The sequence below is a fragment of the Bacillus sp. 17RED48 genome, assembly GCF_019837545.1.
Taxonomy (GTDB): Bacteria; Bacillota; Bacilli; order Bacillales; family Bacillaceae_G; genus Bacillus_A; species Bacillus_A wiedmannii.
Map to the genome: position 1 here is coordinate 38,773 of NZ_JADAXG010000006.1, position 13,378 is coordinate 52,150.

General features: G+C 33.9%; 12 protein-coding genes. 7 read left to right on the forward strand and 5 right to left on the reverse strand.

What is annotated here, in order from left to right; genetic code table 11:
- Positions 1 to 11: 11 nt before the first annotated feature.
- Together pepF and guaC are read right to left on the reverse strand one after the other, a co-directional pair.
- A complete protein-coding gene (gene pepF, locus ILT06_RS21690; protein WP_222655549.1) occupies positions 12 to 1,829 on the reverse strand; it encodes an oligoendopeptidase F in 1,818 nt (605 codons plus the stop codon).
- A 137-nt stretch (positions 1,830 to 1,966) separates the two neighbouring features.
- Positions 1,967 to 2,950, reverse strand: coding sequence for a GMP reductase (gene guaC / locus ILT06_RS21695; RefSeq protein WP_000432444.1), 984 nt, complete (start codon positions 2,948 to 2,950; stop codon positions 1,967 to 1,969).
- A 240-nt stretch (positions 2,951 to 3,190) separates the two neighbouring features.
- Here guaC and ILT06_RS21700 point away from each other — a divergent pair, with 240 nt between their 5' ends.
- Together ILT06_RS21700 and dbpA are read left to right on the forward strand one after the other, a co-directional pair.
- Positions 3,191 to 4,222 (forward strand): acyltransferase, encoded by a 1,032-nt coding sequence (locus ILT06_RS21700; protein WP_064476018.1) that lies wholly within the window; start codon positions 3,191 to 3,193, stop codon positions 4,220 to 4,222.
- A 187-nt stretch (positions 4,223 to 4,409) separates the two neighbouring features.
- The gene (dbpA, locus tag ILT06_RS21705; RefSeq protein ID WP_064476019.1) at positions 4,410 to 5,855 is read left to right on the forward strand and encodes an ATP-dependent RNA helicase DbpA; all 1,446 of its coding nucleotides are present in this window, start codon (positions 4,410 to 4,412) and stop codon (positions 5,853 to 5,855) included.
- A 42-nt stretch (positions 5,856 to 5,897) separates the two neighbouring features.
- Here dbpA and ILT06_RS21710 read toward each other — a convergent pair whose 3' ends face one another.
- Positions 5,898 to 6,458 carry a DUF1836 domain-containing protein gene (locus ILT06_RS21710; protein WP_064476020.1) on the reverse strand — a complete coding sequence of 187 codons (561 nt, stop codon included), beginning with the start codon at positions 6,456 to 6,458 and terminating at the stop codon, positions 5,898 to 5,900.
- A 164-nt stretch (positions 6,459 to 6,622) separates the two neighbouring features.
- Between ILT06_RS21710 and trhA the strand changes: the two genes are divergently transcribed.
- Positions 6,623 to 7,270, forward strand: a complete 648-nt coding sequence (trhA, locus tag ILT06_RS21715) for a PAQR family membrane homeostasis protein TrhA (RefSeq protein WP_000995376.1) — start codon at positions 6,623 to 6,625, stop codon at positions 7,268 to 7,270.
- 222 nt (positions 7,271 to 7,492) lie between these two features.
- On the forward strand, positions 7,493 to 8,509 hold the full coding sequence (galE, locus tag ILT06_RS21720; protein WP_064476021.1) for a UDP-glucose 4-epimerase GalE: 1,017 nt from the start codon (positions 7,493 to 7,495) through the stop codon (positions 8,507 to 8,509).
- A 177-nt stretch (positions 8,510 to 8,686) separates the two neighbouring features.
- On the opposite strand, the gene ILT06_RS21725 is transcribed toward galE, so the two are convergent.
- A complete protein-coding gene (locus ILT06_RS21725; RefSeq protein WP_064476022.1) occupies positions 8,687 to 9,088 on the reverse strand; it encodes a hypothetical protein in 402 nt (133 codons plus the stop codon).
- Between the two features lie 425 nt (positions 9,089 to 9,513).
- Here ILT06_RS21725 and ILT06_RS21730 point away from each other — a divergent pair, with 425 nt between their 5' ends.
- Together ILT06_RS21730 and ILT06_RS21735 are read left to right on the forward strand one after the other, a co-directional pair.
- Positions 9,514 to 10,104 carry an AmiS/UreI family transporter gene (locus ILT06_RS21730; RefSeq protein ID WP_000542569.1) on the forward strand — a complete coding sequence of 197 codons (591 nt, stop codon included), beginning with the start codon at positions 9,514 to 9,516 and terminating at the stop codon, positions 10,102 to 10,104.
- A gap of 105 nt (positions 10,105 to 10,209) precedes the next feature.
- Positions 10,210 to 11,091 (forward strand): NAD-dependent epimerase/dehydratase family protein, encoded by an 882-nt coding sequence (locus tag ILT06_RS21735; RefSeq protein ID WP_222655550.1) that lies wholly within the window; start codon positions 10,210 to 10,212, stop codon positions 11,089 to 11,091.
- An 88-nt stretch (positions 11,092 to 11,179) separates the two neighbouring features.
- Here ILT06_RS21735 and sodA read toward each other — a convergent pair whose 3' ends face one another.
- Positions 11,180 to 11,806: a superoxide dismutase [Mn] gene (gene sodA / locus ILT06_RS21740; RefSeq protein ID WP_064476023.1), complete on the reverse strand. Its 627-nt coding sequence runs from the start codon at positions 11,804 to 11,806 to the stop codon at positions 11,180 to 11,182.
- 217 nt (positions 11,807 to 12,023) lie between these two features.
- Here sodA and ILT06_RS21745 point away from each other — a divergent pair, with 217 nt between their 5' ends.
- The gene (locus ILT06_RS21745) at positions 12,024 to 13,094 is read left to right on the forward strand and encodes a nitric oxide synthase oxygenase (protein ID WP_064476024.1); all 1,071 of its coding nucleotides are present in this window, start codon (positions 12,024 to 12,026) and stop codon (positions 13,092 to 13,094) included.
- Positions 13,095 to 13,378: the final 284 nt, after the last annotated feature.

The window sequence follows — 13,378 nt, forward strand, 5'->3', positions numbered from 1 at the left end:
GGGCTTATTTTTTATTCTTGATAAGAACGTTCCAATTCATCAATTAAGGAACCGACGTAAGAAACAGCTTTACGTATTGCATCTGGTTTTGACATATCGACTCCGGCATGTTTCATTAATTCAAGTGGTTTCATCGTACCACCAGCGCGAAGTACATCTAACCAGCGATCAACGGCAGGTTGTCCTTCCTCTTTAATCATTTGAGCTACCGCAGTAGATGCAGTGAGGCCTGCGGAATAGGTGTAAGAATATAAGCCCATATAGTAATGAGGTTGACGCATCCAAGTTAAGCCAGCATCTTCGTCAATTTCTACCGAATTTCCCCAGAATGTCGAAAGTACATCTGTTTTTATTTCAGTTAAAGTTGTAGCTGTAAGTGCTTCTCCTTCTTCTGCTAGCGTATATACTCTTCTTTGATATTCTCCCTCAAGTAAGTGAGTAACAAAGTTATGATAATATGTGCCAAGTAGTTGCAGAACCACCCATCTGCGCATTCTCTTATCGTCAGTAGTCGCTAATAAATGCTGGGCTAATAGTAATTCATTCATGGTAGATGGCGCTTCAACAAAGTACATAGATGGACGTACATTCATAATACGCTGGTTTTTATTTGCTAAATAAAAATGACCAGCATGCCCAAATTCATGGGCTAATGTGAAGCATCCACGCATCGTATTTTGCCATGTAATTAAAATGTATGGATGAGAACCATAGGGGCTTGAACAAAATGCTCCGGTTGATTTTCCTACGTTATCTGCAAGATCAACCCATCTTTCTTGGAATCCTTTTTGGATAATGGAACTATATTCATCGCCTAATACCTTTAAAGAATATTGGATTAATTTACCAGCCTCCTTGTATGTGATGGTTGGATTAAATTCGGGATCTAAAGGTGCATGTAAGTCGCAGAACAGCATTTGATCGAGTCCTAATACTTTCTTTTTTAAACCTGCAAAACGGCGCATATGAGGCGCTAATTCTTTATAAATAATATCAAGTTGATTGTTATACATTTCAAGTGGAACTTGTTGAGGTTCTAAAAGCATATGAGTAACAGATTCAAATTTGCGTAAACGAGAGAGTGTTACTTGTTTTTTTACTTCAGTAGCATATGTTGTTGCCATTGTATTTTTATATCGCTTTAAGGTGGAAACAAATGATGAGTATGCTTTTCTGCGTATGTCTACGCTTGGAGAGAACTCATATTTGCTTTCAAATAATGAAAATGATACAGGGAGTTCGTTTCCTTTTTCGTCTTGTATGGAGGTAAAATCCATATCGGCTAATTTAGTCATACCGTAAATTTTGTATGGGGAACTATGTACTTCGCCAAGTGCAGCAAGAGCTTCTTCTGTTTCAGGAGAGAGCGTGTGCGGCCTTTTTTGTAGTATGTCTAGTAATGATTTACGGAAAGGTTCGAGTTTTGTTTCTTCAGCTAAATATTTTTCAATTGTTCCTTCGTCGAATGAGAGGATTTCATTATGGATAAAGGACAGTGCGGTATGTACTTTCGTCCATAAAGCAGCAATTTTGGAAGAGTTCGCTTGAATAATTGGATTTGTACGATCAGTGGATTCTTTTAAATTTGCATAGGAGTATAGTTTTGTTAACGCCATTAAAAGCTCTTCTTCTAAAAGTAGGCAATGTAAGAAGGTAGTGGCGCTAGTATGTAATTGTCCTTTAAACGCATCCAGTTTTTTTATATCGTTTGTTAATACACGTGATGCAGTTTCCCAATCTTTATCAGATTCGAATAAATCAGAGAGGTCCCATGTTAGTTCAGTAGGGACTTCTGCGCGAATATGGCGTTTCTCAATTACGTGTTTCATTTGTTATATCCCCCTTATTATAAGTATCTAAAAACATGATACTAGAAAATTCAGTAAAATGAAAATATTTTACATTTTTATACATGAAAAAGAAGGACAAGCATAAAAACGCTTGTCCTTCGAGTTAAATTTAAAAATTAATATACTTTATCACCGTTGAAAATAGAGTTTTTCACGACTACATAATCTACAGTACGAATTGAGTCTAATTTTGTTCCACCAGCGTAAGAGATAGAAGATTGAAGATCTTGTTCCATTTCGATTAAAGTGTCTTCTAAAGAACCTTTATGCTCAACGAACATTTTCTTACCTTCAACGTTTTTCTTCTCGCCTTTTTGGAATTCAGAAGCTGAACCGAAGTACTCTTTATAAAGTTTGCCGTCTTTTTCGATTGTTTCCCCTGGAGACTCTTCATGACCAGCAAATAGAGAACCGATCATAACCATAGTCGCTCCAAATCGAATAGATTTAGCTACGTCGCCGTGTGTACGAATACCACCGTCAGCGATAATTGGCTTACTTGCAGCTTTTGCACACCAGCGAAGTGCAGCTAGTTGCCAACCGCCAGTTCCAAAGCCTGTTTTAATTTTAGTAATACAAACTTTACCAGGTCCAATACCGACTTTTGTTGCGTCAGCACCAGCGTTTTCTAATTCTCTTACCGCTTCTGGAGTTCCAACGTTTCCAGCGATAACGAAGCTTTCTGGTAAATGCTTTTTAATATGTTGAATCATGTTGATTACAGCATTAGAATGTCCGTGTGCAATATCAATCGTGATGTATTCAGGTGTAAGTTGCTCAGCAGCTAATTGTTGTACGAATTCATACTCGTCCTCTTTTACACCAACGCTAATAGAAGCGATTAATCCACGTGATTGCATATCTCTAATGAATGAGATACGTTTCTCTGGTTGGAAGCGATGCATGATATAGAAGTAATTGTTTTCAGCTAAATAAGTTGCAATTCTTTCATCAATAATCGTTTGCATATTCGCAGGTACGACAGGTAATTTAAATTTATGTTTACCTAAAGTGACAGTTGTATCACATTCAGAGCGGCTGTTTACAATACATTTTGCAGGAATTAATTGAATATCTTCATAGTCGAATACGTTTTCCATCATTTACACCCCTAAAATACGAATATTTTATTCGTTTTGTTTAAAAATGTTCGTCCAAAAGATAATTTACATTATTTTCACTCATAAGTCAAAGGTTTTCATGTTTATATTTAAAAATTAAGGTTTAACTACGTATGTTGTAAGTTCATGTAATTAAAATGTGTTTAAACATAGTATTATTTGATGTAAAATTATGTTTGGGAAATAAAAGTTAAAGAGGTAAATTTAGGAGGGGTGCTAATGAAGCGCTTAGTATATATGGATTGGTTGCGTGTATTAGCAACAATCGCAGTGGTTACAATTCACGTTTCTGCTGGTTATGTTTCTATGTTAGATGCAAATAACGTATCACGCTGGATGGCTGGTAACTTGTTTGAATCGATTTCACGTGCGAGTGTTCCGATTTTTGTAATGATTAGTGGAGCGTTATTGTTAAAGGGGACAAAAGATATTTCAGTCGGGGAATTTTTACAGAAGCGTGCAAGTAAAGTAATTATACCTTTTGTAGCTTGGAGCGCTATATTTTATGCATATGGAGCATATGCAGGATATTTCCCGGCATCTTTAAAGCAAGGAATAAAGCACTTTTTAACGGATACTATTGGGGGACATTTATGGTTCTTATACATGATTGTAGGGATATATTTAATTACCCCGCTACTGAAAATCTTTGTGAAGAATGCTAAAAAAAGAGAGATAGAATACTTTTTAATTTTATGGATATATGCATCTGTAGTAGTCAATTTAGCGAAATATTATTATCCTATCAACTTTAATATTGAATTATTTTACGTTACAAACTATGTAGGGTATTTCTTACTTGGTTATTATTTATCCAATTACGATATTTCGAAAAAATGGAGAAATATCTCTTATATTGGAGGACTTGTAGGATTTATTAGCACATTCTTTATTACATATTACTATACAGTAAAAGCAAATGGACAGTTAGACCAGTTTTGGTACGGATATTTTGCGCCAGGTGTTGTATTGATGGCGATTGGATTATTTATATTTTTCAAATATGCTTTCCAAAAATCAGAACGAGAATTACCATTGTTATTCCGTTTTATAAATCAAGCAAGCCTTGGAATCTATATTCTTCACTTCTTCTTATTAAATAACTTGTTGTACATGGTTTTCCCAAAAGTAAATGAACGTGTACATGCAATATTGGCAATACCTATTAATGTAACGATTGCAATTGTTCTTAGTCTGGTAATTACGTTAGTATTACAAAGAATACCAGTCGTGAAAAAATTGGTTCCGTAAAAATGAATATAGTATAGATAGGGCAGACTTATTATTAAGGCTGCCCTTTCCTATTTTAAAATTATACTTAGATAAATTTAGGTTGAAACGAATTGAAAACAGTGGATTAATATAGTATCTTACTATAGTCTAAAGTGAGGTATGAAGAACATAATAGTTTAAATATAAAATCAAATGAGGTTAATATATGAGTGAAAAAAGCTTTAGTAATTATGCATTAAGTAAAGAAGTAAGACGAGCACTTACTGGTTTAGGATATGAGCATCCGACAGAAGTGCAAGGAGAGGTTATTCCAGTTGCATTGCAAAAGAAGGATCTTGTTGTAAAGTCGCAAACGGGAAGTGGAAAAACGGCTTCGTTCGGAATACCACTTTGTGAAATGGTAGAGTGGGAAGAGAATAAACCACAAGCATTAGTTTTAACACCAACGAGGGAACTTGCTGTTCAAGTGAAAGAAGATATTACGAATATAGGGCGATTCAAAAGAATTAAAGCTGCTGCAATTTATGGTAAATCTCCATTTGCACGTCAAAAATTAGAGTTAAAGCAAAAGACGCATATTGTAGTGGGGACCCCAGGACGTGTGTTGGATCATATTGAAAAAGGGACCCTTTCTTTAGATCGATTGAAATATTTAGTGATTGATGAAGCAGATGAAATGCTAAATATGGGCTTTATCGATCAAGTAGAGGCCATTATTGATGAATTACCTACAAAAAGAATGACAATGCTATTTTCAGCAACCCTACCGGAAGATGTTGAAAAGTTATCCCGTACATATATGAATGCACCAACTCATATTGAAATTAAAGCAGCTGGGATTACAACAGATAAAATTGAACATACCCTTTTTGAAGTAAGGGAAGAAGAGAAGCTTTCACTTCTTAAGGATGTAACTATGATTGAAAATCCAGACAGTTGCATTATTTTTTGTCGTACACAAGAAAACGTAGACCATGTATATAGACAGCTAAAACGAGTTAATTATCCTTGTGACAAAATACACGGTGGTATGGTGCAGGAAGATCGTTTTGAAGTTATGGATGATTTTAGAAAAGGAAAGTTCCGTTATTTAGTAGCAACTGATGTAGCTGCGAGAGGAATTGATATTGATAATATTACACATGTTATTAATTACGATATTCCATTAGAAAAAGAAAGCTATGTACACCGTACTGGAAGGACGGGACGAGCTGGTAATAATGGAAAAGCTATTACATTTATAACGCCTTATGAAAATAGATTTTTAGAAGAGATTGAGGAATATATCGGATTTGAAATCCCAAAGGAACTGGCACCTTCAAAAGAAGAAGTTATAAAAGTGAAAGCAGTATTTGAAGAAAAAATATATGCTAAACCAATTATAAAGAAAGATAAAAATGCAGACCTAAACAAAGGAATTATGAAATTGTACTTTAATGGCGGAAAGAAAAAGAAAATTAGGGCGGTAGATTTCGTTGGTACAATTGCTAAAATTCAAGGTGTTTCTGCTGATGATATAGGTATTATTACAATACAAGATAATGTTTCGTATGTTGAAATATTAAACGGAAAAGGACCACTTGTTTTAAAGGTTATGAGAAATACAACGATAAAAGGTAAACAATTAAAAGTTCATGAGGCAATTAAGTAAACAAAAAAACTATCCACTTTAACAGGTGGATAGTTTTTTTATTTAAGATTCTTTTAAATCATCAATCAACTTCTCAGCTAAGCGTCTATACATATTACTCATTGACACAAATGATGTTAGTAATAAAAATTTCTCTAGATTCGGATCTTCTAAGGAAGAAATTTCACTTACTTCTGAAACACGGTTATTTACGTCTTGTGTAAAGCTTTCGACGTTGTTTTCGGTAAGAGAAAGATAATCTTTATATAGTATATTTAATTCGAATGAATCATCGTTTAATAAGGATTCATTTATATTTTCTAAGGAGCTTTTTATGTCATTAATGGAAAGGGCTCCTTTTAATTGATAAATTAAGCTGATTAAAATCATATGTTCTTTTGAGTATTTTTTATTTTTGATTGGAATAAACAGTTTTCCTTTTGCGTAATTGTTAATCATTGTTTTTGTTAATACTTTTTCATCATCGGTTCTTGTTGTATCCGCATAAGTATTTTCAAATAATTGGACAACCTGGTCTACATACAAATCGACATTTGGAATATCCTCAAGCGTAATGTTTTTTTCTAAATGTAATGTTTCAAGCAATTTATTTATATTTTCCACGTAGAACCCCTCACTTTTATAACTTAGTGGAGCATAATGTTTAGTTTATCTCTAAATATGGTATTACGAAACAAATGAATTGTAAATGTTGACCTCTAATAATAATGCGTATATAATTACATGTAGTTATAAAAACTACATGTAATTATATGAGGGGTGTATATATGAATGCTTATGTAAGAGAACCGGTTAATGCTTTTACCCACTTGGGAGGAGCTGTATTATCATTTATTGCATTATTAGCTATGCTTGTAAAAGTTTCTATTAAGATGCCATCTTTTGCGGCAATTACAGCTGTTATTTTGTTTGGCATCGGAATGATGGTTCTGTATACAGCATCAGCTGTATATCATAGTGTTGTAGCCAGTGAACGTGTTATTTATTTCTTTCGGAAGCTTGATCACTCTATGATTTTTATATTGATTGCAGGTACATATGCACCATTTTGTTTAATTACATTACATTCCGCAAACGGTTTATTATTATTTTGTTTAGTTTATGCAACTGCCATTTGTGGTATTGTTTTTAAAATGTTTTGGTTTAGTTGCCCGAGATGGTTATCAACAGCAATTTATATTACAATGGGCTGGTTAATTGTTCTGTTCTTTGCACCGTTAGCTGCTAACTTAAGTGCAGGAGGTATCGTGCTTCTAGTGCTTGGAGGCATTCTTTATACAATCGGTGGATTTATTTATGGAACAAAGCCAAAGTGGTTAGAGTTTAAACATATGGGGCATCATGAAATTTTTCACGTTTTCGTGTTATTGGGAAGCCTTGCCCATTTTTTAAGTGTATATTGCTACGTAATTTAACAATATGAAATTTTCGAGTGATTATTATTTTTCTTGATTAATAAAAAAGATATAAACACATACGTATGTTGAAGAGCTGCATAACTTAAAAGTTATGTGGCTCTTTTTTATATAAATAATAATTTAAAATAAATATTCTAAATTATCAGTCTTTTGTGGTAGGATAGATGTGTATTTAGGTTATAAAATTTTATAATTAATAATAAGTGGGGGACTATATATATGGCGATACTTATAACAGGTGGAGCAGGATATATTGGTAGTCATACGTGTATAGAATTATTAAATAATAATTATAAAATTATAGTCGTAGATAATCTTTCAAATAGTTCAATCGAGTCCTTAAATCGAGTAAAAGAAATAACAGGAAAACAATTTGAATTTTATAAAGAAAGTGTTTTAAATCGTGAAAAAATGAATGAGATTTTTTTGGAAAATAACATTGAAGCGGTTATACATTTTGCTGGATTTAAAGCAGTGGGGGAATCTACTACAATTCCACTTACGTATTATTATAATAATATAATAAGTACAATCATACTATGTGATGTGATGCAGAAACATAATGTTAAAAAATTTATTTTTAGTTCATCTGCAACTGTATATGGAATTCCAAAAACATCACCGATTACAGAAGAATTTCCGCTGAGTGTGACAAACCCGTATGGGCAAACAAAACTAATGATTGAGCAGATTATGCGTGATGTAGCAAAAGCTGATGATGAATGGAGTATTGCGTTACTCCGTTATTTCAATCCCTTCGGAGCACATAAAAGTGGTCGTATTGGAGAAGATCCAAATGGGATTCCGAATAATTTAATGCCATATGTAACGCAGGTGGCGGTAGGTAAGTTAAAGGAACTAAATATATTCGGAAACGATTATCCAACAAAAGACGGGACAGGTGTCCGTGATTATATTCACGTTGTTGACCTTGCAAAAGGACATGTAAAGGCACTTGAGAAAGTACTTGAGACGAAAGGAATAGAGGCATATAATCTTGGCACAGGTAAAGGGTATAGTGTGTTGGAGATGATAAAGGCTTTTGAGGAGGTTTCAGGTAAAAAAATACCTTATAAAGTGATAGGGCGTCGTCCTGGTGATGTAGCAGTATGTTTTGCTGATGTATCTAAAGCGAAACGAGAATTAGGATGGGAAGCGGAATATGGGTTAGAAGAGATGTGTGTAGATTCTTGGAGATGGCAGGTAAATAATAAAAATGGCTATCAAATGATTTAAGGTAGTTAGTAAAGCATTCTCTTATTATTTTGTAGGATATGTTATGTATATAATAAATTGTATTCTTTATTATGTTGCTTGAGGTCAGTAATATGTTCAATTTAGGAAAGCGAATGTAATAAAATATTACTGACCATAGCATTTGAATAGCAACTGGTTCTATAGAGGAAAGAACTCTTAATGAATGCGAACAAGTTGTTTATGATATACAGTATTACCTTCTTGGCTTGTATAAGGCGGCAAGCTTCTTCCGAAACAATTTGCAATAATATTGGAGTGAGGGGGGTAAGAAATACGAATTTCATACAAATTAATAGCTTCATCTAAATTAGCATAAAATACTGCTAGGTTGTTACCTTGTAAAAGGTATGGGAATTCTACCACTGTATCTTCACCAATGAGCACAGGTAATTTTACAGGATTAGAATAGTTAGACCAATCCCACACTTCTATATTTACATAGTGTGCGTAATATGCATCTAAATTTACAATATTTATTACTGCTGAAACTGTTGCAGGCTCTCTTGTTAATACACCTGTTGAATGAATAACAGATTGGTTTGGATAATGAAGAGGCATAAATATCAGACCTTTCTAATTTAATATGATTGTACAATATTCTATGCAGATCATTGATAGAAGGAGATAGGGAAAATGCATTATTATATCAACTTTTCATAGAAATAAAAAATGTAATATGGAAGAGTATTCTAATACTTGTATCATTGTTAAAGTGCGTTTATAATCAAATAATCCTATTAGCTTTTAATTAAGTTGTGTATTATTGAAAGCGTTTTTATTATATGATACATTTCGATTGACATCATTACTGTATGACATGTATGAAAAGGTTTTTTTTATTGTTTTTTAAGGTAGGAAGTCTGACTTGTTTTCAAAAAAACTTTGTATGTAGTTGTAAGTAAGAAGGAGAATAAGGAATAATATAATTTTTACAAGACGGGGAGGGTACAGTGTGAAAATGTAAGGTTTTCACATGAGGATATATGGGGTACGTAGGATTATTACTTTCGGGTGCAGCTTTATTTTTAAATAGTCTTGTTATATTAGGGAAAGCAGAGATGAAAAGTGCGGGTGTTTTTAATTTATTTGTGGGTGCACTACAAATTATTATTCCGTTCTATTTGATCATGATTTCTGACCAAAGCAATTGGACAGTGTATTCATATGCAGCTACTTTCTTATTTGGATTAACCTATTTATATGTAGGTGTTACCTTTATAAAAGGAATGGATAGTAGCGGTTTAGGTTGGTTTTGTATTTGGGTAGCAATTATAGCTTTATTCTATATGGTTGTTTCATTTGTTCAATTTCACGATGTTGTTAATGCATTAACGTGGTTTATGTGGGCATTACTTTGGTATTTATTCTTTGTATTAAATACACAAAAGAAGAATATCAATCAATATCTTGGAAGAATTGCCTTCGTACAATCATGGGTAACATTGACGTTGCCTTCACTCTTTTACTTTATGGGAGTATGGGGAGAGGGATTCGTATATGAACTATGGGTTTATGTATCCGTAATTTCTATTTTATACTTCTGTTATTGTATTTATAAATATCGAGTACGTTAATATATTTTCTGTAGAAAGGCATGGAATCGTTAAACGAATTCCATGCTTTTTCTATATTAGCATTTATAATAGAGAGGTAGTATTTTACAATTTATCAAAGTGGGGATGATGAAGTTGAAAAAAGTATTGGTGCTAGGGGGAACAAGATTTTTTGGTAAACATTTAGTAGAAGCACTTTTGCAAGATGGACACGATGTAACAATTGCGACGAGAGGGGTTACCGAAGATCCTTTCGGTAGTGCAGTGAAAAGGCTGATTGTAGATAGAGAAGATGAAAAACAATTAGCAGAGCGTCTAGAAGATAAAAGTTATGATATCGTATACGATAATTTATGCTATAGCTCGAATGCAGCGAAGATAATATGTGAAGTGTTACAAGGAAAAACGAAGAAATACGTTATGACATCTTCAATGGCTGTTTACGAACCAGCAATAGGCTTGTTAGAAGAGAACTTTAATCCGTACGAGTATGCCATTACATATGGTAGTAGGAAGGACTTTACTTATAGTGAAGGCAAGCGATTAGCCGAAGCTGTTTTACTTCAACAAGCAATATTCCCAGTTGTTGCAGTACGTTTTCCAGTTGTTATTGGAGAAAACGATTATACGAAAAGGTTACAATTTTACGTTGAACATATTGTGAGGCAAGAACCTGTCGCCGTGAATGATCTAGATGGTGAGTTGTCATTTATACATGAAAAAGAAGCAGGAGAATTTTTAGCTTGGTGCGGGATGACGGATATAGAAGGGCCAATTAATGCTTGTAGCAATGGGGTAGTTTCTACTCGAGAAGTTATTCATTTCATAGAAGAAAATATAGGAATAAAAGCACTCGTTCAAGAAGTAGGAGATAATGTAGCGCCTTATAATGGAGTGAGTAATTGTACATTACATAATGGAAAAGCTAGTGAATTAGGATTCCGGTTCCGGGAGTTGAAAATAGAAATAGAAAAAGTATTACGGTATTACATACATGCAATGAAATAATCATAAATCCCCCGGTGGCAATCCGGGGGATTCTGGAGGATTTCGACAATACTAATTTTACATTACCAAATTTACCTTATGCGCACGACTAATGTGTTTGTGATTGAATTGCTTGTAAATACTTTTCATTTACCCGGTCCCAGTTCACCGTATGCCACCAGTTGGTAACAAATTCTGGACGCCGATTTTGATACTTTAAATAATAGGCGTGTTCCCATACATCGATGACGAGTAATGGAATTTTACCTTCTTGCAAAGGTGTATCTTGATTGGGTGTACTCATAACGGAAAGTTCCTCACCGTCCAGAACAAGCCATCCATAGCCACTTCCAAAACGACTAATAGCTGCTTTGGAAAGTTGATCTTTTAAGTTGTCAAAGGTATTGAAATAATAATCAATTACTTTTGCAACGTCTCCATTAGGCTCACCGCCACCTCGCGGGCTCATTAATTCCCAAAAAAGACTATGACAATAATGTCCACCACCGTTATTTCTGACAGCTGTAACAATTTCTTTTGGTAAAGTTTCTAAATTACATAGTAACTCTTCTAAAGATTTATTATGTAATTCCGTATAGTTTTCTAAAGTGGCATTCAAGTTATTTACGTATGTTGCATGGTGCTTTCCATGATGAATAGAAAGCGTGTTGCTATCGATATATGGCTCTAGTTCATCATAGTCATATGAAAGCTTTGGCAATTGAAATGAAGACATAACATTCCCTCCTTTCTTATTAAAAAGTTGGTCTAGGTAAAAACAATTTACCTGAGTCAAAAATACACCTATTTTTTATACAAGTCAATAGTAATCTCTTTAATTTTCTGAAAAATATTACAATAAAAGTAACACTTCGACTTTCATTTGTGACTCTTATTCTTTTTGCTTATACTGTAAAGTAGTAACGTTTTGTTGAAATAGAAGGAGATCGTTTATGAGTAAAACGAAACAATTAATAGAGGAAGCGAGTCATTTTATTACGGTTTGCTATAAAGAGCTTAATAAAGAACAATTCATAGAAGAGAGAATAAAAGAAATTCAAGTTGAGATAGAGAAGACGGGGACGTATGAGCATACATTTGAAGAACTTGTTCATGGATCACGAATGGCATGGCGCAATAGTAATCGATGTATCGGAAGACTATTTTGGAGTAAGATGCACATATTAGATGCACGTGAAGTAAATGATGAGGAAGGTGTATACAATGCATTAATTCATCATATTAAATATGCAACGAACGATGGGAAAGTTAAACCGACAATTACAATTTTTAAGCAATATCAAGGTGAAGAAAATAATATACGAATTTATAATCACCAATTGATTCGGTATGCAGGATATAAAACAGAAATGGGAGTGATTGGTGACTCTCATTCCACTGCGTTTACGGATTTTTGCCAGGAACTTGGATGGCAGGGAGAAGGTACGAATTTCGATGTATTGCCACTTGTTTTTTCTATAAACGGGAAGGCACCTATATATAAAGAAATTCCGAGAGAAGAAGTAAAAGAAGTGCCAATTGAACATCCAGAATACCCGATTTCGTCACTTGGAGCAAAATGGTATGGGGTTCCAATGATTTCAGATATGCGCTTAGAAATTGGCGGTATTTCTTATAAGGCAGCTCCGTTCAATGGATGGTATATGGGAACGGAGATTGGGGCTCGTAACTTAGCGGATCATGATCGCTATAATTTACTTCCGGCTGTTGCGGAGATGATGAAGCTCGATACATCGAGAAACGGTACGTTATGGAAAGACAAGGCACTAATTGAGTTGAATATTGCTGTATTACATTCCTTCAAAAAACAAGGAGTTAGTATTGTGGATCACCATACTGCTGCACAACAATTTCAACAATTTGAGAAGCAAGAAGCAGCATGTGGACGGGTTGTAACAGGCAATTGGGTGTGGCTCATTCCACCGTTATCTCCAGCTACTACTCATATTTATCATAAACCGTATCCGAATGAAATTTTGAAGCCGAATTTCTTTCATAAATAAAATTTAGTATAGTTTTTTTATGCAAATTATAATTTTTTTAATTACTGTTACGTAGCAAATGGAAGCCTTTACTCTCGGTTATTTTTGGAAGGAGCTTTTTGAACCAAGGAGTTCCTTATGTTATAATCAAATTTCTGTTTCGAAGACCTTATAGAAATATAAGGTCTTTTGTTTTGCTTTTTTATGTAATAGGAATAGAAATTTCTTTTAAATAAGGGATTTAGCATATTTTTAGGGACAACATAAGTGTGTAGAAAATTGATGAATTATTATGCTTATATAAT